Below are 24372 nucleotides of genomic sequence, written 5' to 3'. Positions count from 1 at the left end.
TCCACAGCCTCCTTTCCCCGCGAGCCTTTTTAGACCTCCAGCCCGATATTGATTTCGATTGTTCCATCCTCGGTAATCATTTCCACAACCAGTGTTTTTACCCGGCTCATTCTAACGGTAACATTCTTCCCCATAACCAGCGTCGGCGGCGAAATATTAACCCGCTTACCGATCCCTTCCAATATGGTCACAGCTTGGGCAGCAACCATATTAGCCAGCTCAGCCACGGCACTCTGGGCCAACTCATTTAATTCGTCCACCGGCATACCCATCATCATGCGCGATGCTACCTTTTTGGCGGTCGCTTCATCCATCGCATAGGCGACATTCCCATGCAAGTCCATATTCAGGCCAATAAGCACATTAACGTCCATGGTAACGATAAGCTTGTCCTTCAAGGCCAACTTTCCGCGGCGAACCTGGGTAAACCCGAATTGCGGCAAAATATTCGCTACGCCTTCGACAAAGGGGGCGACTAGTTTCACGTCCACTGTTCAATCCCCCTTTCAAAACCAATGCTCAAGACAATGTGCCCAGCCGGAGTGTCAACAACAATGATTTGCGCCTCCAGCTTAGGCGTGACAATCTTAAGGTCCTTGCCGACAAACACTCCCGGAGGAGTCAGCATAAGGCCTAACCCGGCCCGCCTATTGTTTAACCAAGTAATGATATGCCCGGACAAAATATTGCCCAGTTCGGCAACTGTATCCATAATAAGCTCATCGTCAAGGTCATCTTCGCCGTTAATAGCAGCACTCAGTTTGCGTGCTGTCGCCTCAGACATATCCAGGATAATCCGCCCCGGGGCCTTCCCGGTAACCCCAATAATTACCGCCAACCCCGCCGAACTAAATATATCATTTTGCGGCAAACAATTGGCTGCCGTTATGTCCAGGCCTGCCATCTCGCACAACACCCGCCGTACCGCCGGCAACCAGCCCGTCACTATATTTTTTCCCAACTGGTCCAAAAAGCCCCACTCCCTTCCGGCTAACAACTTTACACAAGCGCGCTGATAATATTTTTCAACTCATCGTCTTTGAACGGTTTTTGGATAAACTCTTTGACACCCATTTCTCTGGCCTTTTTAACCAGTTCATCATCACCCATGGCGCTCTGAAAGATAATCCTGGCCTGGTTATCTTTGCCCAAAATTTCTTGGGCAGCCGCCAGCCCATCCATAACCGGCATGGTTATATCCATAATGACCACATCCGGTTTAAGGTCAAAATACATTGCACTGCCTTCCTTGCCATTGTAAGCCGACCCGACAAGTTCAAATTTTTCCTCGTTCTTAAAGGCCCTGGCGACAGCCCGGTGAATAAACGGCGAATCATCAACCACCAAAACGCGAACCTTGTCCATATCCAGATTAACCTCCTGTTGCCTGTTTTTTATGATCGCAATATTCATTAAAAACATCGATAAATGCTTCTACTACTGCCGGATCGAACTGGCTGCCGGCAGCAGCCTTGATTTCCTGCATCGCCTGTATCGCTGAGCGCCTGGCCCGGTAAGGCCGATCCGAAACCATAGCCTGGAAACTATCCGCCACCGCCACAATGCGCGCCCCCAGCGGAATGGCTGCTCCAGCCAGGCCGGCAGGATAGCCGCGGCCATCCCATCGCTCATGGTGATGACGGACAATATCGGCTACCGACACCATGCCCGGGATGTCGGCGATAATATCTGCTCCAATATCCGGATGCCGCCTCATTAATTCCCACTCTTCCGGCGTCAGGGAGCCAGGCTTGCCCAAAACCGCGTCAGGCATGCCAATCTTGCCAATATCATGAAGAAGCGAGGCAAGCTCAATATAATACGCTTCTTTCTCCGACCAGACAAGCTTGCTGGCAATTTTCCCGGCCAGAACCGCCACCCCGGCGGAATGACGGTAAATGTAACGATCTCGGGCTTCCAGGGCATTGACCAATGCTTTTATAACCGCAGACAAAAAGACTTCTCGCGGGCTGTCAATACCGTGACCTATCCGGGTCTTGTCAGCAAGTAGGTCCTCCAGCCAGGCGCCAGCATCGTCTAAACCCAACCATAACTTATTGTCATCATTACCTACCAGCAATTTACCCTCTCCCTTCGCCTGGCGCTATATTGCCTGCCTTTCACCCTATAGACAAGCCCATGCCGGGCGCACACAAAAAAACGGCTGCCTCAAAGCAGCCATTACCACGCAAAATAGTCATACTAATACCTGTCGACTTGGCAACCCGGCTGCCATATTCTAACCACGAATTTAGGCCCGTAGCTTTGCGTCCCCGGCTTTCACCGGGTTTGCCTTTATCAACGACAATTGATATTTCGATTTAAAATTTATAATTTTCCAACTTTTAAATTCGTGCAGGTAAGCACTTGGCTGGCAAATTCCGAAAAGGACTTTACCAACCACGTTATTGAACTTATTTTAGTTGATCTGATTATTCAAGCAGCGGCTACGTCGCCCGTCTTTTCAAAACCGCCGCCCTACAAATCGCACCAATCAGCACCATTTTACAATTTTTTTACCTTCTTAAATTATAGTCACCTTTTCGGTGACTCGCAAGGGGGTTTTTATGTTTCTACACGAAATTTTTTGTGTCAGGTTACGGCAACTGCGCCAAAAACACAACCTGACGGCTGAGCAGTTCGGCAGAATCTTCAATGTATCTAAACAAACCGTAAGCCGGTGGGAGCTAGGCGACCGTATTCCGCCGCTCGATGTTGTTGTTGCTATTGCTGACTATTTTGATGTCTCTCTGGACTGGCTCACCGGGCGAACCGACAATATGCCATAATAACTTTAGCACCAAGCCTCCAGAAATAAACAGACGGGCTCGTGCCGCCGACCCAGCCATCTAAAAAAAGTATTAAAAAGGCTTGACAACATATTTAATAATAGTCTAAGTTAATTTATGGCAATTACTTTAATAGCGATTATCTTAAAGCAATTATCCAAAGGCAAACCTGTCGAAAGGCAGGGACGCAAAGCCACGGGCCTAAGGAATAGCAGTTATTCTATGGCAGCCGGTTGCATGATTGCGGCGGGTCCTTCTATACCTTTAGCCGTATAGAAGGATTTTTTATTTTGAAAAAGGGGCGGTGATAAAAGTAAAACATACTATGTCTTTTGGGGACCTAGCTAGCAAACGGATGGTAAACTATTCAAAGCCAACAAATTCAGCGAAGGAGGCGTTATCCTGGCCGCCGCCCGGGGAGCGGCCGCGGTTAGGGGAAAGGATATGTTTATGAAATTCTTGCGCATAAACATGAAAAGCCTACTGACAAAGATGACCCTGTTTTTTGGCCTGGTCGTGCTGGCAGGGTGTCTGGCGCTCTGGTTGGTCAGTACCAACCGCGCCGGCGAGGCGGTAAAAGCCGAAGCCGAAGATGGCATGCTGAAAGTGGTCAAACAATATACGGCCATGCAGGACAATCGCATTGATACCCTCAAATATATAGTGGAAAACGTGGCGGCGCGCAATGTCGTCCGCGGCAAAGCCGGCGACCGGGAAGCTACTTTAGAAGAAAAACTCGCTGTTTTGGCTGCGGAACTGCAACAGGCAGAAAAACTGGGCTTTAAACGCATGGGTCTCATCGACAAGTCCGGCAAGGCCTTTTATCCGGACGGCAGGACCGCCGACCTTGCCGACCGGGACTACTTCAAGCAGGCGCTGGCCGGCAAAACATATATATCCAGTACATTGGTCAGCAAAGTAGACAACTCGGTCATGTTTGGCGTGGCCGCCCCGGTCCGCCACTATGCTAGCGGCGAGATAACCGGTGTGGTCTTCGGCATCGTTGACGGCGCCCATTTTGCCAAGACCGTGGGCAGCCTTTCCTATGCCCAAACTGGCTATGCCTTCGCGGTCGATAGTACCGGTAAAACGATCGGCCATAAAGATCAAGAACTTGTTCTTAAACAGGTAAATTTCATCGAAGAGGCCAAGACTAATCAAGAGCTGGCCGGACTGGCGGCTATCATCTCCCGGATGGCCAAAGGCGAGGAAGGCGTAGGTGTCTACACCTATCAAGGACAAAAGAAATATGTTGCCTTTGCCCCGGTCAAGAGCACCGGCTGGTCAGTCGCCATTAACGCCCCGGAAGATGAAGTGCTGGATAAGGTAGCCGGTCTAAACCGGGTGCTGCTGGTGGTTTCCGCGCTGGTGCTCGCCATCGCCCTGGCCCTGACGGTCTTCATCGCCCGGAGCATTGCTGTCCCGCTGAAGCTGGCGGTCGACCACTTAAGCGTCATTGCCGACGGCGACTTCACCAGGGCAGTACCGGAAAAGTTCCTCCGCCGTGAGGACGAGATCGGCCAATTAACCAGGGCGCTTGACAAACTGCAGCATGACCTGCGCCCCCTTATTGGCAGCATTCGTAGCGACGCCAAGATATTGTCGACAAGCTCGGAAAGCTTGAGCGCCGCCTCCCAGGAAGTAGCGTCATCCTCTAACGAAGTGGCCAAAGCCATTCAGGAAGTGGCTGCCGGCGCGTCAAACCAGGCCTCCAGCCTGCAGGACATCGTCGCCCTTATTGGCGCTATTTCCGCCCAGCTCGAAAAAGTCTATACCGCACTTAATAACGTTAAAGCCAATAGTGAAGAAACAACCGAACTGGCCGGCAAAGGCAGACAGGAACTGGATTTGCTCACCGCATCGATCGACAATGTCAGACAGGCTTTTCAGCTGGTTACGGAAAAACTTGCTAACCTGGACAAATCGGTCGGCCAAATTGGGGAAATCATGGGCGTAATTACCGGCATAGCCGACCAAACCAACCTATTGGCTCTCAATGCCGCCATCGAAGCGGCGCGGGCGGGCGAAGCCGGCCGCGGCTTTGCCGTGGTAGCCGAAGAAGTGCGCAAGCTGGCCGAGCAGTCGCGCGCTTCAGCCGACAAAATCAAAGCCCTGCTGGACACCGTCGGCGCTGAAACCGGCGAAGTAGTGGAGACTGCCCGAATAACGCAAGACCAAGTGACAAATCAAATCGAAAATGTCAAGAATACCGTCAGGTCGTTTGACCACATCCTCGCTTCGGTAGCGGCTATTGCTCCCATGATCGCGGCCGCGTACCAGGAAATGGACAAAACGGTTAAATCCAAAGACGCGGTACTGGACCGCGTCCAGAGCGTCAGCGCCGTGTCGGAAGAGACGTCGGCCGCTTCCGAAGAGATTGCCGCTTCGGCCGAAGAGCTTACTGCCTCGACCGAAGAAATCGCCGCCGGCGCCCAGCAGGTGCTGAACGTGGCCAAACGGCTGGACGAGCAAGTCGAGCACTTCAAAGTGTAACGCCTGGATATATAAATATTAAGGCCCTGGCACAAGACCAGGGCCTTTTTAACTTACTGGCAGTCAACCCGCCAATTGGCGTCATATATTATGGCCGTATAATTGCCGTCCCGTTGGTATACACAGCGCAGTTCCCACTGCTGCGCCGCTAAAAGGGCGTCTCGTGCCCTACATAACACAATATGTCATTGGCCAGAAACAGCTCCTGAATATGGTCGAGCACATGCTCCGGCGTCGCTTCATAGTCGCGGTAGGGATAAACCATGCCGCACTGCGTCCATTTTGAGTCGCCCAGGCGGTGAAACGGCAAAATATTGATTTCGTTCTGGCCGATCTCTCTGAAAAAGGCAATCATAGCGTTAATGTTATCTTCACTATCATTAAAATCGGCAATCACCGGCATGCGGATTATCAGCCGCCCCGGCCAGCCATTCGCCTTGAGCGCGCGGATATTGTTCAATATTAATTCGTTCGATACCCCGGTTTTATTTTTGTGTTGATCCGGATCCATATGTTTTATATCGATAAATGCAAAATCAATATTGGCCATGACATCGCTGAAAACCGGCCACGGCGCATAAGCGCTGGTCTCGATGGCAGTGTGGATATAACTTTCCCGGCACCTTTTTAAAGCTGCCAGCAAAAAATCCTGCTGCACGAGCGGCTCACCGCCGCTGAAAGTGACCCCGCCGTCCGAACCCCAATAATGCCGGTCGCGGTTTAAGATCCGCGTCAGTTCTTCAACGGTTATTTCCCGGCCGCAGACGGTGAGCGCCTCGTTAAGACAGGCCGCCGCACAGGCAAAGCTCGCACAATGGCGGCACTTATCCCAGTTAATTTTTATCCGTTCGTGCTTTTCACCGCCGTCAACCGCCTGCTCTGGACAGACAGGCGCGCACCGGCGGCACTTGCGCTGCGGACGGACGCACTTAGTCGCCCGGAACATTAGTCGCCGACGAGCTTCCCACCCTTCCGGATTGGCGCACCAACCGCACCGCAGGGGACAGCCCATCATGAAGACCAGCGTCCGACATCCGGGCCCATCATGAACCGAATAGCTTTGAATATCGAAAATCAGGCCTTTGCTGTTTGGCAAAACCAATCACCCTCGCTTATAGGGCTTTGCGCCCCGCCGGCCGTCGGCTCACTTGCCCCGAAAATGTTCACAGACAGCAGCCTTAAGCTCGCCGAACGTCCAGTAGTTATCGCCAAAACCAAGGCAACGGCCGATAAGTTTTTCATCAGGCTCGGTAAAGTTAGCGCAGTGCTTGCACTTGGGCATCGCATCAAACTTGGGGCATATTTGCCCGTCGGTTAATATTTCCTTTTGGTGGACATTGCATATTCCCTTTGCTACGTCAATGGGGATAAAATTGCGGCAGTCGTTATGGTTGAGTGCTGCTTTGTCCATCACTTTACACCCCTTCATATTCGGTTCTGGCAATGACCTCGTCCTGGATCGGTTTGCCAATTTCCACCCAGTATTGGGTAAAGCCGGCGACGCGGACCATCAGGTCGCGGTATTTATCCGGGTTTTGCTGGGCATCTTTAAGGACGTTCGAATCGACAATATTGTACTGGATATGAAAGCCCCCGCGGCGCAGATATGCCCGGGTCAGCTCGAGCAGCTTGCGTGAGCCGCTGATGCCGCGCACCGCATTGGGATGGATTTTCAGGTTCATTTGCGAGTTCTGCGACTGGGAATGGTCCCAGCAGCACGCCGACTCAAACAGCGCATACGGCCCGTTCCGGTCAGTACCCGGATAAGCTGACATGGACGCATCGGCATAAGTCGTTCCGGCCAGGCGGCCGTCAGGCGACGCCAGCGTGACTGCTCCCTGGGCGCCGTGGGTGGAAACCGAAATCTGACAAGAATACATCGGTCGGCCGTAGAGCGATTCAAATTTACGGCACATTGCGCAGAACCATTCTTCGTATTCTTGCAGGATACTGTCGGCATAGGGGTCATCATTGCCGTATTTAGGCGCTTTCAGGCAGTCGCTGTGGATCTCGTCAAAGCGCGTGTCGGCATCATCCCGTTTTTCCTGCGCCGCGAGGGAGAAGCTGCCCGCTTCGGCTGCCGTCTTAAAGCCGAAGTTGTTAAGAACGGCCTCCCGCATGTCCTCAAGCGTATACTTTTTTTCGTCATAAACCAATTTTTTGAGCGCCGCCAGCGAGTTAACCATATTAATCTGGCCGCACGATTCAATGTTGAAGGTGGCGTTATACCGGTAGCCGAGATTGCCGATATGCTGCCCCTTGTCGAGGCAGTCAGGCTTGAGCAGGGAGTTAAATACGGCCATATTCTGCTTGCGCCAGATATCGTGCTGGATATTGTTTGTTTTCACCAGACAGTCGACAACAAGCTCATAGTATTCCTTGAATGTTTCCCAAAGTTCTTCATAAGTCTCAAGCTTCTTGTTGTGCGGCGGCAACACTTGTTCACCAGTCCGGTGGTCAAAACCGTTAAACAAAACCAACTCGAGGACTTTGGGGTTAGCGATAAAGTGAACGCCGACGCTGGTAGGCTGGCCGGCGCCGCCGGGCACCCAATACTTTTTGCCGTTTAAGGTTAATTCCAGCCATATGCAGGGTGAAGTTTCCAGGCAGCCGCCGATCGCGACGGCGCGGGCGTCCTCCAGCGTCATGCCTTCCGGCCCGTATTGCTTCATAAGAAACTCCATGGCCCCGCGGTTATTTATCCAGGCAGGATAACCCGTACCGGTCTTATTGCATTCAATGGCTTTCAGCAGAAAATCTTCGGGGAGTTTTTCGTCATACAGCACGGACAAGGTCGGCTGCGTTGTTTCACATTTCATGCCCGCTTCCAAAATAAGCATTTCCAGGCGGTTGGCGGCCGACCGGCCGTCACGCGTCAGACCGCCGAGGCTGACGTTGTTAAAGGTATTGCCTGATAACACCCCGCCGACTACGCCCATGGAGGCAAAGCAGTCAATACACGTCATTTTAACGCGATAGCACTCTAACAGCTCGAGCACTTCCTCCTCCGTCGTCCGTCCGGCGGCGATGTCTTGTTCAAACCATGGATACAAGACTTGGCCGATGCGGCCGGGCGACAGGCCGGAAATAGCGTCTTCGTTGAGTACGGCAATATGGATCATGTAAACCATTTGCAGGGCTTCCCGGAAAGTGCGCGGCTGCTTATGGGCAATCCATTCCATACATTCGGCAATTTCCTCATATTCTGCCTTTTGTACCGGGTCAGAGCATGCTGAGGCCAGCCGCCGGGCTTCTTGGGCGTAATTAAGATGCCAGGCCTGAATGCCTTCGAGCACCAGGATTACGCTTTCATAAAAATACAGCCGGTCCATGCCGATAAGGCCGTCGCCGTCGGCGCGCCCGGCAACTCTTGCCTTGCGTTCTTTGGCCATAGCAATGAGCCCGTCATAGCCGTACTGCAACGGATAATAGTAATTGATTACTTCCCGGCCCTGCGGCAACGTGTACCCGGAGTCAAACATGCAGATGACGCTGCGCATGACCTGTTCCTTAACGCTATATTCCGGAACCATTTGCTCGTACTTGTGGCCAAGGTCGTCGACCGATTTGCCCGCCCAGGTGCGCGCCAATTTTAGCAGGGCCGGAACTTCCTCGGCGCGAATGCCGAACTTGCCGGCGATCGAGACAACATTGCCGAAACTTTGGGTCACGTTGCCGCCGCCGGCGCCAAACTTGCTGACTTCATCGGCGCTGGCGCCGCCTTTGGACAATGCCGCCTGGTACAATTCATCTTCCTTGGCCATAAAAAAGCCTTCCGACAGCCACGGCATGGGGAACGAGCCGCGGTAATACGCCGCCTTGCCCCCTACCAGCTTTTCACCGGGCCAGATTACGGGGGTAATATGGGAAAACGCATGCTTCAGCGCCGCGGCTCGCCGCACTACGGGAATTTCATGTTCGAGTTCCTGGTATTTGCGGGTATACCAATAAGGAAATTCCACCGATACCGACGACAGCGCGTTAAAATAAAGCTCACGCAGTTTTTTCGCTCGTGGATGCGGTTCTTTTTTTATTTCACGCTCCGCCAGCCCGGCCGGTGTGTTGCCGCCATACTGCAAATTCAGCGACATCCCTTTTTCTTCAAGAATATCGACCAATTTTTTCGCCATGTACACTCCTCCGCTTACTACTCTATTTGAAGCAAGCCCCACGACAGCCCCGGGCAAAAAGCACGGGCGAATTGATATTCGCGATTCCTCCGTCTAATCCTTTTTACCAGTCCCTTCCCTAACTCTTTTCGATCGCTCGTTCGTCAAGCCCCTTTATTCGTTTTCCCGGTAAGCTTGGCTAACTTTCGCTTAACTTTCACTCGCCTCCAGCAGCTTCAGCCTCACGGCCGTATGCAAAAAGATCCGGTAGGTCTCTTCATCATGATTGCACATCACAATCTGTTGCAGCGAAACCGCGCAACCGTCAAGGAAGCGGGCGGCCGTACTAAGCAGCACTTCGGCGCAGCGCGGCTTGGGAAAACCAAAAATGCCGGAGCTTATCGCCGGCATGGCGATCGTTCGCAAATTATAGTTTTCCGCTAACGTCAAAACGTTCCAAACAGCCCGCTTAAGCTTGCTGTCCTCATCACCTTCCCCCATTTGCGGGCCAACGACATGGATGACAAACTTGCATGGCAAATTGCCAGCCCCGGTAATCACCGCCTTAGTGGTCGGCAGGTGGCCGATTTTGCGGATAATTTCGTTGCTTTGTCTTACTATTTCCTCGCCGCCTTTCATCGCTATCGCGCGGGCGGCGCCGCCGCCGTGGACCAAGCGGCTGTTGGCAGGATTAACGATCGCGTCTGTCGTTTCTTCGGTAATGTCACCCTGCTTAATGATGATGCGCCGCGCGGCCTTCTTAGCCGCTGCTATGGCGTTAGTCACCCCAGCCTCGCTTCTGCCTGGCAGGTCGATATCATATTTTGTGGCAACATCGTGCAGCACCGCTAAAGCTTGTTCTAACCTTATTAATGATAATTCAGACGTAACTCTTTCGGGTGTTGCCATCCCGAGCAAAGAATATACTTGTTTGATAGCATTTATTAAAGCCGTTTCCCGGTTCACTTTTGCTCCCTCCTATAGTTCATTATAATCCCGAACATACCCCCATGCACACTATTTTGGGGTAATAGTGGGCCATGCCTTCCGCCTCGCAAAAATATCCCCGCCTTGCCTCCCAAAACAGCTCGCCGCGAAAGAGCGAACCCAAAACAGACTAGCGCCGATTTGAAAATTCTTATTATGACTAATATTGACAGGCTTTGCCAACGAAGAATATAATTTATACGTATGTAACAAACATGTGTACACCACGGATAAACACGTCCTGGTGTACGCAATGCAAAGACAAAGGAGGGCTTCCCTATGTCCAAGCGCCACTGGTCTATTTTCTTAGTTTTTCTCCTATCACTAGCACTGGTTGCCGCCGGCTGCGGCAGTTCCCAGCAGACGGCACAGCCAGCCAACGTTATCAAAATTGGCGCCAACTTTGAGATGACCGGCTCCAACGCCACTTTCGGGCAGTCGGCCGCCAACGGCGCCAAATTAGCCATCAAAGAAGTCAATGCCAAGGGCGGTGTCCTCGGCAAACAGCTCACATTAGTTGTCGCCGACAACAAAAGCGAAGCCGCTGAAGCTGCCAACGCCATGCAGAAACTGGTCACCCAGGACAAGGTAGTGGCCGTGCTGGCGCCAATTGCTTCTTCCAGCGTAATCGCTGCTGCCCAGGTCAATCAGGACAACAAGGTCCTCGCCATCAGCCCGACTGCCTCCAACCCTAAAGTCACCGTTGACCCGGCTACCGGCAAAGTGCGGGAATTCTTGTTCCGTGCCGCGTTTATCGACCCCTTCCAGGGCGCGGTAATGGCTAACTTTGCCACCAAGTCCCTTAAAGCCAAAACCGCTGCCCTGTACATCGATAACTCTAGCGACTACGCCAAAGGACTCGGCCAGTACTTCAAGGAAACTTTTGTTAAAAACGGCGGCACTATTGTCGCCGAAGAGGCTTACCTCCAAAAAGACACTGACTTTAAAGCCACACTGACCAAAATAAAAGCGAAAAACCCGGATGTGGTCTTTGTTCCCGGGTATTATCAGGAAGTCGGTATGATCATTAAGCAGGCCCGCGAACTGGGCATTAATGTGCCATTTTTGGGCGGAGACGGCTGGGACTCGGCCAAACTGCCGGAAATAGCCGGTGCTGCGGCGCTGAACAATACCTTCTTCAGCAACCACTATTCGCCGGACGATACCAGCTCGGCGGTTAAAACCTTTGTTGAAAATTACAAAAAAGAATACGGCCAGGTTCCTGATGCCTTTGCCGCCTTGTCGTATGACGCTACCATGATGGTCATCAAAGCTATCGAACGGGCCGGCAGCGCCGACCCGGTTAAGATAAAGGACGAACTGGCCAAAACCAAAGATTTCCCGGCCGTATCCGGCAGCATTACCCTCAACGCCACCCATGACCCCGTAAAGAGCGCGGTCATCATCGAATTAAAAGACGGCAAGCAGACCTTCCGGGAAAAAGTCAATCCTTAAGATCAGTTTTACACCACCAAAGCCCCCGGCCGCAAAGCCGGGGGCTTGGTATTAAATATTATTCTTCCTTCTTAAATTCGTGACCCATCCAGACGTGTTTACTACCACCTTCTTCTGACCGCTAGCTACGACCAAGCCGCGTTCTACAAGCCGCTCCAAAATGGAACGAGCGTAAAATTCGTCCCGATAAATCAATTTAGCCAAAGTGGCAGTATCGGTACGACGGCTGAAAAATAAATGGTTTAATGCCATTAGCTGATCTAGTTGTAAAATGCTAACTTCTGCTTATTTAGTATTGTGGTTGAAACTGTTCCAATCGCCGCATCGTTCTGTCAAGACTTTCACAATTTATTCTGGCAACCTCTGGCCGCCAATTATTATAAACATATTGTGTTAATACGCTGTTATACTCCCGTCCTACACTCGCCATGCTATTAGGTTTAGGAAGTAGGGCTTCTCGTATATTACGCTTTTTTGACCGACGAGCTATTTCTATAATGCACTTTTTAGGATCATCTACCATTTCCGGGGCAGCAGGAATGATTGTTTCGGCAACAGACAAATAAATGGCTAATGTTTCCCGATCGGCCATTACCCAACTTTCTACTTCCCTGACAGCAATGCGAAACAACAAATTGTGGTGAGCACCTTCCGGCAACCATTCCTGGATTATCAAACAAGCACATGACGTTTTGTCCAAATCAATCAAAATAAGCATTGGACATCTTCGGGCAGCTGCATTATACTGCTTTATTCGTTTTTTTATATTGCCAAATCCATTTACAACACTTATATCCCACGCAAATTTATTGCCATATTCCCTAAGAATCCGGTCAATCAATGCTCTACCCAGTTCATCTTCGACAAAAACTCGCAAATAGATTGGTTGAGCGAGAACTTGCACTCTTTCCATATCAATATTGCTTTTCTCCTCATCACATCTTGTCAATATCACGCGGCGCCGTAAGCGGTAAAACAGCTTCAGCAGCCGGCACACCCTCTTCCAGCAAAGCTAATATATCTATCCGGCTTGAGGCAACGCTTACGGTAGTACCTTCAACATCAGGCGACAATATAAGGATTTCTTCTGCTCCTATTCCCTGGTCGGACAGCAATTCAAAACTATGCGTACTAATAAAGATCTGTCGCCGATTTTGCCGCTGCAATCTTGCCATCATCCCTGGCAGTTTGCGGATAATGGCAGAATGCAATGATAACTCCGGCTCTTCTAATAATAAAAGCGAGTCTTTTTCAAGTAATGACCATAATAAACCAATTAGTCTAATAGTACCATCGGAAAATTGGTCTTCGCGCTGTTTTGCGCCATGGGAGCGCCAGTGTTCATATACAGCCTCTAAATGCGGCTTCCCTGTTTCGCTGTCTTGTACAAACGCCAAATTCTTCAGTTGGGGGACAGCAATACGCAATATCTCTTCAATTTTTCGCAATCTTTTCGTTCTTGTTGCTTCCGTAGCAGAAGCGAGCTTTTGCAGAAAATCCTGGCCGAATGGGTCTTCTGTCATGCCCGAACCGCCCAAAATGATAGGAGCGCGTATTATTTGCGGTACTAAATGCAGATATTGTACGTTCTTAAAAAACTCAGCTATTGTCCGGAACTCCTTGTTGGCATTAATCTGTTCAAGGTGGGTCTGGGTCAATCGCAAATTATCAATTTTATCATCTTTATCAGGCCGGTCCAAAATTTTCTCCCCATTGCACCATACTTCTTCTGAGTCAACGATCGGCTGATGTCTTCCGCGCTGTTCCTGTTTGATCCCTAATTTATAACGCCAAAGCTCTTTTTCCCCAGCTTCTTCGGCCCACGTTATGTCTATCACTACTGTGGAAGGAGTACGAGCAGCCAGACAGCGGATTTTGGACATCCCGCCACGCATAGCTATGGCCTGCTGTAGTCCCCCTCCTTTAACAATATCGCGTAAAAAGCGAAAAACATCTAAAAAATTAGACTTACCTGATGCATTTGGCCCAATAAGAAAAACCCGATCGCCCAAACATACATCGACCGAACGGAAATTGCGCCAGTTTTGCAAAACCACGCGCGTAATAATCATAAAAACAGCCGCCCCCTATTGAAAAGTTATAGCTTTCTGACCTCGAAATACCGTTTAATATCTATTAGTATCCTAATAATGGTCCATATTAATTAGCCGCCAAATGCTGTCCAACATGGTTGCCCTTTACGATCTCCAGCAGTTTTTCATAGCTATCAACAACGTCATATTTGAGCTTGCTGCTGCTAATTCGCGCAAAATGCTGTCGTGCGCAATGAATTTTAGCCTTTTCAATATCGCGCAGTTCAAGCGAGGCCAAACTGCCCTTCGTTTCGGCAATGAAATAGACATATTTAACATCAGAATCTTTAAAGACAATTGCCCAGTCTGGATTATACTTGCCGATTGGCGTCGGGATATAAAAGCCACGCGGCAGTTTGGCGAACACACATACTTCTTCGCTAATGTCAAGTTTATTGGCAAAATTACGCTCGCCTTTGGAATCGGTCAATAAGTAGTCATAAATATGTTTTTTCAGCGGATGAGCGTTTTCGCCCAGTACGGCCTGCAAGCTGTTAATTGTAAATATGCTGGTATCAAACGAGCCATCAATAATATCGTAAGAAATCCCCTGAATTACGGTCGCTGCTTTCTGCTCATTGATAATTTTGCCGGCCCGCTGGATAAAAGCCTCAGGGTTTTTCCTGAACAGGGCAAATGTTATCGGGCTTATGCCGCTTAAAATAGCCGCTATCGTTCTTCTCGTCAATTTAGTTTCTTCCATGAGCTTGCCGATTAAATCATAGCGAACCCGCGAGCTTGCTACAGCAACCAGCGACTTAGTCGCGCTTTTTTCCGTTTGAAAAGCTTCGCCTTGGGCAAGCTGCTCCTTAGATTGAAAGGCCTCAAGCGTACCGGCTGTTACCGTATACTGAATATCCGGTAGAGTAAGTTCTGCATCCAGAGCTTTAATACATTTGGCAATAAGCTCATCCGACGAAAACTGCACCGTATAGGCGGTTTTCTTATTAATCTCTTTCCACAGTTCCTGAAATTCCTGCCGGTAAAAATTATGGTTGGGCACTAATGCCGGGATGTTTCGCTTCCGTTCATTGTCTGCCATCGGTTTATGCGGCGAATACATAGTTTCAAGCAGCTTGACCACAGATATCGTATAATCCGTAAGCTCTCCCGGTAAAGAAAAATTGCCGCTGGCAACCGCCTCAAAATAGGCCGGAGTCAGGTTATCCACCTCATCGATATAACCAGCTTTATATAGGGCTTTATTCAGTTTCTTAGCCAACGACTCATCAATGAGCCGCCGCTCTCCCTGCACACTTACCAGCGCCTTATTTAGGAAGAAAGCAACGTCGGCCTGTTTCGGACGCTCAGACAAGGCATCCGCAATCTCGCTTTGCAGAGCGCGAACAAAATCCTCGTAAGACTCACTTGCCACAACAGTAAGAATGTTTATCTCATGAACCGCATCTCCCAAAGCCTGTTCATCCATGCGGTTGCCATGCTGGTCAACGCACAGCCTGAGCCCCCTGCCGACTTCTTGCCGCTTTTTAATGGCCGAATCGCTGTGTTTGAGCGTGCAAATCTGGAATACATTAGGGTTGTCCCATCCTTCACGAAGCGCCGAATGGGAAAATATAAACCGTGTTGGTTCGGCAAAGCTCAGAAGCGTTTCTTTATCCCGCATAATCAAATTATAGGCGTCTACATCATCCGACTCCTTAACCCCCCCATCTTTGGGGTCGATAAACTGTTTGCTTTTCTTATCAATCGAAAAATAGCCTTTATGCGTATCGCGGACAGCAATGCCCTGCAAATATTTGACGTAAGGATCATCTTGGAATAACGTAATATATTTGTTACAGGCCGCCAGGTATTCTTCCTCGAACATCGTGGCATATTCACCATTAAGCGCGTTACCGTCCTTATCATATTGACGGTACTTGGCTACTTTGTCAATAAAGAACAGCGACAATACCTTAATACCCTGACTGAATAACGTCCGTTCTTTTTCCAGGTGCGATAATATTGTTTCCCTAATCTGTATACGCCGGTAATTTTGCTCCGTTACGTCGCCCTGCAGTTCGCCGGCGGCGATTACAACTCCGTTAGTAAACTCCACAATATTTTTATATGCATTAATTTCCGCTATTTTATAGCCATGGTACTGCTCCAAATTGCCGGAAAGCTGATAAAGGTCGTCATTGACACGCCGTTTGCACGTTACCCGCTTAATGCCGCTTGGCGTTTTCACTTCGTACTCCAGTTTTGCGACTGGCGCCTGCTTTTCATTAATTTCAATGCCTTCCAAGTATAAATAGCCTTCCGTGCTTGTCGTTCCCTTAACTGTAATGCCTTTAACGCTGATTTTTTTTACCAGTTTTCGGTTATAAGCATCCAGCGCATCAAGTCGGTACACTTTGTTGAACTCCTGCCCGGGGCGATGAGTGGCCGAGTACCTTAGCGTAAAGAGAGGATTAAACAGTTTAAGCGCTTCTTTGGTTTTCGCGCCTTCGACCGACTGCGGTTCATCAATGATAACGATGGGATTAGTGCGCGCAATGACTTCAATTGGCATGCGGGATTGAAACTCGTCCAGCTCCATATAAATACGCCGGGCATCCTTGCCGCGAGCATTGAAGGCTTGAGAATTAATAATCATAACATTAATTCCTGCGTCCGCGGCGAAGCTGTTTAATTCATGTAGCTGCTTAGAATTATAGATAAAGTACCTGGCCTTTCTGCCGTATTCTTCCATGAAATGCTCTTCGGTTATCTGAAAAGCTTTATAAACCCCTTCGCGAATAGCCACGGAGGGAACGACAACGATAAATTTGCTCCAACCATACTGCTTATTCAGTTCAAACATGGTTTTAATATAGGTATAGGTCTTGCCTGTGCCTGTTTCCATTTCAACGGTCAAGTTATACTTGCCTTCCAATTTATCCGAAACCGTCAAGCCGTTGCGCCGCTGTACCGCTTGGATATTGGCCAAAACTTCGCTTTCGACCAGTTTAATTTCTTTATTTTTAAAGCCGATATCAGCGCGGAAATCTTCTTCCTCTAATGCTAAAACCGTCTGCTTATCTTCCGCCCGCACCGCTTGTTCAAGCATAAAGCGCGACACGTCGTAAGTCTGCCCGGTAAAACAGTCCACGACCGCCCGTACAGCTTCATCCTGAAAAGCTTGCCGTTTAAATTTAAATTTCATAGTCTCGCCCTCATCCTATATGACCTTGATCTCCGTATCCGGGGACAGCATCTTAAAAATCTCTTCCACGTTAATCCGGTCGGCATCAGACGCAAACGAGCTGTCGCGAAAAACAACCCTGAGCGGTTTCTCCTGGGCAATAGCCCGTACCACCTCATCGGATACCTTATCGTCAAAACAAGCTATCAAGGAATTGCCGGCGACAAAGTGCACATCCTTGCCGGCAATAACTCGCTTTTCCATCGGCAGCGACAGTTCAAGCCCCCACTCCAGCATGACCTGGATGAGCAGGTCTTCGCCCGTGCGGTCCTCTTTGATATTGGACTCAAGCGCCAAAACCATTTCTTGGGTTAGATCTTGCGGCGCATAATAAACATCTTTCATATTGCTTGAGTCCAGACGAAACACGCGAAATCCGTAGTCAATATCGGCGCCTGTTTCTTCCTTGATCTTCTTGGCGGCGCGGCGAATGCGCTCTTTGCCGATTTCACAGATATTAGGATTCAGTCCGTTAGCAATACAAAAATCATACCCTGTTTTTTGGTCTTTATTATTAGGATCTAACAATTCGGGGTACTGTACACACATAAATCTCCGCTTCCCGCCATCCTTAGCATTTAACCTTAATACCGCCTCAGCACAACTTGAAGATCCAGCAAAAAAGTCCACAATTATACAATCGTCACTCGAAATTACAGAAATAAAAAACTCAATCAAAGAAGTTGGTTTAGGAAAAGAAAATACTTTAGCTCCAAACAACTCGTTTATTTCCTCTGTACCATCTTCAGTTCTCCCAATTGTCGTCGGTAGCATTGTAGAAATTGCTTTTCTATGTTCAACCGTTCCAAATTTTTTAAGGTTTTTTTCTTTATCTTCACTTTCAAAAACTCGCCAATATGGAGTAGATATATTTAAAAATTCGTAATCACCAGGAAATACTATTTTCCCTTTAGCATAGTACTCTTGAAAAGTTTCTTTAGTCACTCCCCATACACGATTAGGATTTGCAGGGTACTCCTCAAGAGTTCTAGGGTTAACTAAAGTAAAAAATGAATTTGGTCTTTCCTCCGCACTCCTCTGCGTCGTCAAATCCGATAATCGCCACCGTTCTTTAAAATCAGGAGAAGTATAATATTTCCGTTCAGTAGGAACACCTGCAAGAAAATTAGGCTTAGCATAACATATAATCCATTCAAAGTCCTGCGATACCCCGAAAGGAACATCTGTTTTTGCTGTTCTTTTTCTCCAGGGGAAAATAGCAACAAAGGCTTCAGATCCAAATATTTCATCACAAATCTTTTTTAAATTAGCTACTTCATTATCATCAATGCTAATGAATATTACCCCATCATCCCGCAGCAAATTTCTCGCCAATTTAAGCCGCGGATACATCATGCTCAGCCAGTCGCTGTGGAAACGCCCGTTAGCCTCGGTGTTCTGCACCAGTCGGTTGCCCTGCTCGTCCATTTGCCCGGACTCGCGCAAATACTGCTCACTTGATTGTTTGAAATCGTCTTTGTAAATAAAGTCTTTGCCCGTATTATAAGGAGGATCAATATAAATAAGCTTTACTTTATTCAAATACGCTTCCTGTAAAAGCTTTAAAACTTCCAGGTTGTCGCCTTCGATATACAGGTTTTGCGTTGTTTCCCAGTCCACGCTGTCTTCCTTTACTGGGCGCAGCGTCTTATTGGTAGGCGCATTAGCATGAAGGATAGCCTGTTTTTTGCCCGGCCAGGTAAGCTGATAGCGTTCTTTGTCGCCTTCGACCAGCACATCGGATAGTTCCTGTTTTAGCAGATCAAAATCAATGGCTCTTTTCAGTATATCCTTGCCGTCTCTGTCTTTGCCTATCGATATTTCGGTCACTACATTAGGAAACAGCTTTGCCAATTTGGCGATATTTTCTTGGCTGAAGTCCTTTGTCCGCATCGTTAATTTTTCCAACAGAGTTTCCCCCTATCGCTATTCTGCCAATTGCTGCAGTTTTTGTCTTAGCTTTTGCAGCTCAATATTAATCTCGACTTTTTTATTAAACTGCTTTTCACTGCGCAGTTTTGCTTCCAGCCGCGCATATTCCCGCCTTAATCGCTCGATTTCACACTGCCTGGTAACAACCTCTGCCAGTTTTTCTTCCGGCTTTGCCGGCACCGGCAGTAACCGACGGATGATGCTTTCATATACCGCCCCCAGCGTAAGGCAGCCCGTAATAGGAAACCGGAAACTGTCTTGAGGCTGCCAGTCGGATTCAAAGTAACTGTGCACAACCGCCCGGTTCTCATTATTCTGGTTCGGCTGTTTATAGGCAATGACCAATTTAACTTCGTTTTGATAGCGTAACACATGCAATATGGGATACGGAATAGATTTATCAATACTTTCCAGTATTTCTCTCGATATTCCGCGCTGGCGCAAAAAAAGTTCAAAAATCTGTATTTCCTGTACCTCGTCCACAGGATCCAAATTCATTGTTGACTGCGCCAGCTTATGTTTCCATACGATTGTTTCAATTTGCTCGGCAAATAATTCTTTTAGCTTGGTATTTGCGTCCAGTTTTTCATAAAATTTGTTTTTCGGTATTTTGCGATTGACAAGCGTCCGATCAGGCACGTCAAACACGCTGCCCACCGTCCTTGACTACAACAAAGGCGATAAGCTCGAAGTCCTCCAGGCCACGGATATTGTCGAGCAAAGCGGTAGTTCCTCCAGCGCTGAACAAACTGTCAATATCGCTTTCTTCTTTTACCTCAACAATAGCGCGAATTGCAGTTTCAAGCAGCCGTGAATATTTTTCCATGCGGCGGCCGTCTTTGGTCTCTTGATTAAAGGCCCGGCAAGCTTCTTTTATCGGTTCGGCCTGGCCGCGGCATAAAGACCGCAAAATATCCAGGGTTTTTTTGACTTCCAGATGATTTACCAATACCTCGCCATCTTGTCTTATATACAGCAGGTAAAAAGGATGCAGACGGTTCTGATTATTAATATTGACACCATTGTTTATGTTGCGCAAGATAAAAATCACGCCTGGCTCAGCGCCGATGTCGCTGCTTGCAAACGTAACGGCGTGCATACCGTTAGGCACGGCGTCCAAACTGCCGTGCTCATTAACATAGTTGACCAGATCCATCCGAAAATCGTTAAGGCCTAGGTCAGTAATGGAAATACCACTGTTCATGTCGTCCAAATCAATTACTTCTTCCTGCAGCCGCTTGAGCTGTTCTTTGCGGTACTCTAAATCGCTTGACTCATTGGATAATACATTATCCTCGCCGGTCGCCGTCATATCCATGATAACCATGCGGTTCTCCACTCGTTCTTTTAAATTGATATACTCATCCAACGACATATTGGGCCAAAAGTTTACGAGCTGAATAACGGCATTGGGCGAGCCGATGCGGTCAATGCGGCCAAAACGCTGAATAATGCGCACAGGATTCCAATGAATGTCATAGTTGATGAGATAATCGCAATCCTGCAGGTTTTGCCCTTCGGAAATACAGTCTGTGGCAATAAGGATATCAATTTCTTCCGCAATGTCCGGCATTATAAGCTGCTTTTCTTTAGAGCGCGGCGAAAAGCAAGTTAAAAGCGTAGCCAAATCATTTTTTAGCCCGGCAGTATTTTTGTTTTCATCACTGCCGACTATTTTGGCGGTATGCAGTTGATATTTTTTAGCAAAATCAGCTATGTGTCGGTACAGATAATCGGCGGTATCGGTAAAGGCCGAAAAAATAATAATTTTTTTATTGCCGGGGTTAATCGGGTTGCATAGTTTATTGACAATTAATTCTTGTAACGTTTGAAGTTTTAAGTCGTATTCCGGCGTCACCTTAAGCATATCCTGCAACAATTTGCTTAGGATTTCCCGGTCGCTGCTTAAATCTTCCCGCCAGCTGATAATGTCCATGTCCGCCAAATTAATTTTTATACTGCCGCCTAAGGCAAATTCATCGTCAAGCCAGTTATCATCATCTAAATTGACGTTTTCTATTTCAATATAGTCAACCGTCTTTTGCTTCCCATGCTGTTCATATTCCTCGATTTGCTTTAGCGCCTCGTCTAGTTTGTCAATGATTTTCTGCAAGGTTATGCGGAAAGCTTCAACCGAGCTTTCCAGCCGTTTTAGCAAATTTATGCGCATAAGCACCTGCAAGTTGCGCTCACGGTCGGACTGCTTAAGGCTGCCGCTTTTAACTACCGTATCATAGCGCTGCTCATATACGCGCAAACGGCTTGGAAGTATGTACTTAAAAGGAGCGTAAATTCCCAGGTTAATCCGACATAATTCTTTAAAGATGTCACTATAGCTCATAACATCCTGTCGTTCGGTCAAAGCGCAAAACTTGGATTTCGGCTTGAGGCGCTTTTCGTTTTTTAATTTAATCTCAAACTCCGTCCCATAAAGACTTCTTTCGCGATTGCGTTTCGGGATATAGAACTCACGCTTTTCTTTTTTAAAATGTCAGCGATAAAGGTCGGCGAAGTAAAAATGAAGCGCAGCTCTTTAATATTTTCCAATTCTTGTTTTAACGCCTGATAAGCGTAAATAGAGAAATACGAGGCAGCAATTGAAACCTTAGCGCCACGTTTGAGAGTCGCTTTTAGGTCATCACCCAACGCCTGATCAATATTATTAATAACTTTCACATGACCACTCTCCGTCGTGCGTGAAAATGCATTGCCTAAATTGGCAAGTTATACGGTAAATAGTAATAAATAGAGCAAATTTCTAGAATTTTTTACCTATATTAAGGGTATCATTATAAGTTATCGATGACAACACAACATGTATATTTTTTACAAAAAAGCATAATGGGGAGTGTCAAGGAACATTTCAAAGGGCTGTTCTTATGACTCAGTGCTGTCCCCCTGACACACCACAGCCCCCGGCCTGAATGGCCGGGGGCTTGGTCTGGCGTCTATAATTCTATTCCTCCCGCTTCTTAAAATCGTGACCCGTCCAGACGTGTTTACTATTAGCCATCCACTCCTGCACGGTATTGAGCATTTCGCCGAACCGCTGGAAGTGGACGACCTCGCGCTGCCACAAAAAGCGTAAGGTGTCTTTGGCCAGCTCGTCGTCGGTAGCGGCGATTAAATGCTCATAGGTGGTACGGGCCTTTTGCTCGGCGGCCATGTCTTCCACCAGGTCGGTGATGGGGTCGCCGAGGGCGGCGATGTATTTTGCCGACCAGGGTACACCGTTGACGTCCGTCCAGAAGAGGGCGTGGTCGTGCTGCACCCATTGCCCTTCCCAGCCGGCCTCCTTGAATTCTTCGGGCGAAGCGCCGTCGGTCAGTTTATAGACCAAAGCGGCGATCATTTCCATATGAGCGAGTTCTTCGGTACCGAAAGAAGTTTTATAAAACTATATTTAAAATTACCACAATTCTATGCAAATTTCAAGTTCAGTTTCGGCCCAGCGGCCCTGATTTTTGTCGGTCCGCTTTACTGTGATTTTTTTCACTGTAGTAAGTAGGATTTCCCGCAGCGTGCTGGCCTGCTGCACGGCCGCCATGAAGTCGGCCACCCGTTTTTCGATTGTTTTGCGCTGCCCCGCTTGGGTTGTCAGGGCAGCAATTTCCTGCCTGGTTTGGCCCAGTTGGGCCTGTATTTTCGCCAGTGTTTCGTCGGCCAGTTTTTCATCCACCTTCCCCTCTGCGAAAAACCGCATGACGGTCTGCTGGCGGGCTAGAAGCTCTGTTTCCGCTTTCCGCAGCTCGGCCAGGCGTTCCGGCGTGTCGTCGTCTGCGTCGGCCAAATATTCCCGGACCAGTTGGGGATGGTCCAACAGGCGTTGGAAACGATCTGCGACAGCATCTTCGAGAATATCCACGGCGATTCCTCTTGCGCCACAGTGCGGTTGGCCGGTCTGTGCTTTCCGCCGGTGGCTGGCGCACAAATAATAGTATTTCCCTCTGCCACGCTGGACGATGTCCAGCCGCCGGCCGCAGAAACCGCAAAAAGCGATATTTTGGAGCAGATATTCGTGGCGGGTATTTCGACGATTCCACTGCTTTTGCCGCGCCACGGCTTGGGCCGCGGCTGTAAATTCCTCGCGAGTCACGATTGGCTCGCAGGGAACGGTGATATATTCGTTTTTCCGTTCCGTTTTCCATTTGCCGTTTATTTTTTTTTTCGTTTCGCGAAACTGCCGGACTTCGCCGGTGTAGAGGGGGTTTCGAAGAATGCGAGAAATAGTGGCCACATACCACCTACCACCTTTTGGGCTGGGTATTTTTTCCATGTTTAGCTGTTTCATTACTTCATATATTGATTTTCCAGAAATTACCTCTTTAAAAATGCGTCGGACTGTATCGGCTTTTTCGTCAGGGACATACGTCCCGCGGTCGTACGCGTAGCCGTAAGGGTGCGTGTTCATGACCACTTTCCCCGCCAGGGCTTTCCCGCGCTTCCCGCGGATGGACCGTTCTCTGATTTTTGCCCGCTCAAATTCGGCCACCGCGCTACGAATGCTGTACAGGAGTTTCCCCTCGGCGTTTCTTTCGTATGTGACGGTCACGAATACCATCTCTACACCCGCCTGCTCGAATTCGTCGATGAGCAGCAGCTGGTGGAGGTGGTTTCGACTAAGCCGGTCAGGATCATAGCAGACTATGACGTCCACCTGCTTTTCTGCCACGGCCGCCCGCAGGTCGGCCAGGCCGGGACGGTCCAGTGTCGCGCCGCTGTAGCCGTCGTCCACATGCTCGACGATGGTGGTCACCCCCAGCTCGGCCGCTTTCGCCCGGCAGGCGTCGAGTTGTGTTTGAATCGAGTAGCCTTTTTCCGCCTGGGCATCGGTGCTGACGCGCGCGTATATGTGAATTTTTTTCATCTCATTCCCCCCGGAAAAAAGAAAGGCCGCCGCGACTGCGGCGACCCTCTGTACCCCGAAAACAGTATATCATGTCGCCGCAAAATTTGCAATATTCACCAATTCACCTGTGTGATCGTTCTATGATATTGTCACCTTAAAAGTGATCTGAGAAAATGTCACTCATGGAGAAGGAGAAAATTTTCTTGAGTGACAAAGAGGTTCGCAGAGCAATCGTAATCGACAAAGTAATTCAAGGGGTTTGTACTATTGCAGAAGCGGCTGAAGCTCTTTCCCTAAGTGAACGTCAAGTCAAACGATTGAAGGCAGGTGTTATCAAAGAAGGTTTTGGGTTTCTGGCTCACGGTAACCGTGGCCGCAAACCAGCTCATGCAATTTCAGACGAACTTAGGGAACAAGTTCTTGCTATTATTCGTCAGCCAGTGTTTTGTGAGGCTAATGACTCCCATCTAACAGAATT

Annotated in this window: 20 protein-coding genes, 1 pseudogene and 2 riboswitches; of the genes and pseudogenes, 4 read left to right on the top strand and 17 right to left on the bottom strand. The window is 48.8% G+C overall.

The features are described 5' to 3' along the window. Nucleotides 1-29: 29 nt before the first annotated feature. Genes BLQ99_RS05060 through BLQ99_RS05045 form a run of 4 tightly spaced genes read right to left on the bottom strand, consistent with a single transcriptional unit; the run spans nt 30 to nt 2080 of the window. Complete coding sequence (locus BLQ99_RS05060; RefSeq protein ID WP_093688772.1) at nt 30-491, bottom strand: chemotaxis protein CheX; 462 nt, start codon at nt 489-491, stop codon at nt 30-32. Then, on the bottom strand, nt 482-970 hold the full coding sequence (locus BLQ99_RS05055; RefSeq protein WP_093688770.1) for a chemotaxis protein CheX: 489 nt from the start codon (nt 968-970) through the stop codon (nt 482-484). The genes BLQ99_RS05060 and BLQ99_RS05055 overlap by 10 nt, the downstream gene beginning before the upstream one ends. 29 nt (nt 971-999) lie before the next feature. Next, nucleotides 1000-1365: a response regulator gene (locus tag BLQ99_RS05050; protein ID WP_093688768.1), complete on the bottom strand. Its 366-nt coding sequence runs from the start codon at nt 1363-1365 to the stop codon at nt 1000-1002. Between the two features lie 7 nt (nt 1366-1372). Further along, nucleotides 1373-2080 (bottom strand): HD-GYP domain-containing protein, encoded by a 708-nt coding sequence (locus BLQ99_RS05045; RefSeq protein WP_093688766.1) that lies wholly within the window; start codon nt 2078-2080, stop codon nt 1373-1375. Between the two features lie 136 nt (nt 2081-2216). Continuing rightward, a riboswitch (cyclic di-GMP riboswitch) is annotated at nt 2217-2304 on the bottom strand. Nucleotides 2305-2567: 263 nt separating this feature from the next. Between BLQ99_RS05045 and BLQ99_RS05040 the strand changes: the two genes are divergently transcribed. Together BLQ99_RS05040 and BLQ99_RS05035 are read left to right on the top strand one after the other, a co-directional pair. Beyond that, the gene (locus BLQ99_RS05040) at nt 2568-2789 is read left to right on the top strand and encodes a helix-turn-helix domain-containing protein (RefSeq protein WP_093688764.1); all 222 of its coding nucleotides are present in this window, start codon (nt 2568-2570) and stop codon (nt 2787-2789) included. A 152-nt stretch (nt 2790-2941) separates the two neighbouring features. Beyond that, nucleotides 2942-3030, top strand: a riboswitch (cyclic di-GMP riboswitch). Nucleotides 3031-3233: 203 nt separating this feature from the next. After that, nucleotides 3234-5282 carry a methyl-accepting chemotaxis protein gene (locus BLQ99_RS05035; RefSeq protein ID WP_245690275.1) on the top strand — a complete coding sequence of 683 codons (2049 nt, stop codon included), beginning with the start codon at nt 3234-3236 and terminating at the stop codon, nt 5280-5282. 148 nt (nt 5283-5430) lie between these two features. On the opposite strand, the gene hpdA is transcribed toward BLQ99_RS05035, so the two are convergent. From hpdA to BLQ99_RS05015, 4 genes are all read right to left on the bottom strand, one after another. Then, a complete protein-coding gene (hpdA, locus tag BLQ99_RS05030; protein WP_093688762.1) occupies nt 5431-6378 on the bottom strand; it encodes a 4-hydroxyphenylacetate decarboxylase activase in 948 nt (315 codons plus the stop codon). A 48-nt stretch (nt 6379-6426) separates the two neighbouring features. Further along, nucleotides 6427-6693, bottom strand: coding sequence for a 4-hydroxyphenylacetate decarboxylase small subunit (hpdC, locus tag BLQ99_RS05025; protein WP_093688760.1), 267 nt, complete (start codon nt 6691-6693; stop codon nt 6427-6429). 4 nt (nt 6694-6697) lie between these two features. Further along, the gene (hpdB, locus tag BLQ99_RS05020) at nt 6698-9412 is read right to left on the bottom strand and encodes a 4-hydroxyphenylacetate decarboxylase large subunit (RefSeq protein ID WP_093688758.1); all 2715 of its coding nucleotides are present in this window, start codon (nt 9410-9412) and stop codon (nt 6698-6700) included. A gap of 189 nt (nt 9413-9601) precedes the next feature. Beyond that, nucleotides 9602-10357: a macro domain-containing protein gene (locus BLQ99_RS05015; RefSeq protein WP_245690274.1), complete on the bottom strand. Its 756-nt coding sequence runs from the start codon at nt 10355-10357 to the stop codon at nt 9602-9604. A 300-nt stretch (nt 10358-10657) separates the two neighbouring features. On the opposite strand from BLQ99_RS05015, the gene BLQ99_RS05010 reads away from it, so the two are divergent. Further along, nucleotides 10658-11833, top strand: coding sequence for an ABC transporter substrate-binding protein (locus BLQ99_RS05010; RefSeq protein ID WP_093688756.1), 1176 nt, complete (start codon nt 10658-10660; stop codon nt 11831-11833). A 289-nt stretch (nt 11834-12122) separates the two neighbouring features. Here BLQ99_RS05010 and BLQ99_RS05005 read toward each other — a convergent pair whose 3' ends face one another. The 9 genes and pseudogenes from BLQ99_RS05005 to BLQ99_RS04965 form a co-directional block, all read right to left on the bottom strand. Further along, a complete protein-coding gene (locus BLQ99_RS05005; protein ID WP_093688754.1) occupies nt 12123-12746 on the bottom strand; it encodes a DUF4276 family protein in 624 nt (207 codons plus the stop codon). A 22-nt stretch (nt 12747-12768) separates the two neighbouring features. Next, nucleotides 12769-13905 (bottom strand): AAA family ATPase, encoded by a 1137-nt coding sequence (locus BLQ99_RS05000; RefSeq protein ID WP_093688752.1) that lies wholly within the window; start codon nt 13903-13905, stop codon nt 12769-12771. An 88-nt stretch (nt 13906-13993) separates the two neighbouring features. Next, nucleotides 13994-17074 (bottom strand): type III restriction-modification system endonuclease, encoded by a 3081-nt coding sequence (locus BLQ99_RS04995; protein ID WP_093688750.1) that lies wholly within the window; start codon nt 17072-17074, stop codon nt 13994-13996. 15 nt (nt 17075-17089) lie between these two features. Beyond that, entirely contained in the window at nt 17090-19021 is a 1932-nt protein-coding gene (locus tag BLQ99_RS04990) for a site-specific DNA-methyltransferase (protein ID WP_093688748.1), read from the bottom strand. Nucleotides 19022-19039: 18 nt separating this feature from the next. Beyond that, nucleotides 19040-19693 (bottom strand): DUF4391 domain-containing protein, encoded by a 654-nt coding sequence (locus tag BLQ99_RS04985; RefSeq protein WP_093688746.1) that lies wholly within the window; start codon nt 19691-19693, stop codon nt 19040-19042. Further along, nucleotides 19686-21386, bottom strand: coding sequence for a C-terminal helicase domain-containing protein (locus BLQ99_RS04980; RefSeq protein ID WP_093688744.1), 1701 nt, complete (start codon nt 21384-21386; stop codon nt 19686-19688). Before BLQ99_RS04980 ends, BLQ99_RS04985 begins: the two co-directional genes overlap by 8 nt. A 62-nt stretch (nt 21387-21448) precedes the next feature. After that, the gene (locus BLQ99_RS04975; protein ID WP_093688742.1) at nt 21449-21721 is read right to left on the bottom strand and encodes a phospholipase D-like domain-containing protein; all 273 of its coding nucleotides are present in this window, start codon (nt 21719-21721) and stop codon (nt 21449-21451) included. Nucleotides 21722-22001: 280 nt separating this feature from the next. Next, a pseudogene (locus tag BLQ99_RS04970) lies at nt 22002-22418 on the bottom strand (manganese catalase family protein); the annotation flags it as partial. A 36-nt stretch (nt 22419-22454) separates the two neighbouring features. Continuing rightward, nucleotides 22455-23912, bottom strand: a complete 1458-nt coding sequence (locus BLQ99_RS04965) for a recombinase family protein (protein ID WP_093688740.1) — start codon at nt 23910-23912, stop codon at nt 22455-22457. A 185-nt stretch (nt 23913-24097) separates the two neighbouring features. Between BLQ99_RS04965 and BLQ99_RS04960 the strand changes: the two genes are divergently transcribed. Next, nucleotides 24098-24372, top strand: a 275-nt coding sequence (locus BLQ99_RS04960) for a helix-turn-helix domain-containing protein (protein WP_171904597.1), incomplete at its 3' end; no start/stop codon positions are given.

Origin of the sequence: Sporolituus thermophilus DSM 23256 (assembly GCF_900102435.1) — a bacterium.
GTDB lineage: Bacteria > Bacillota > Negativicutes > Sporomusales > Thermosinaceae > Thermosinus > Thermosinus thermophilus.
Note: the sequence above shows the minus strand (reverse complement) of the source record. Positions and strands in the feature narration are given on the sequence as shown.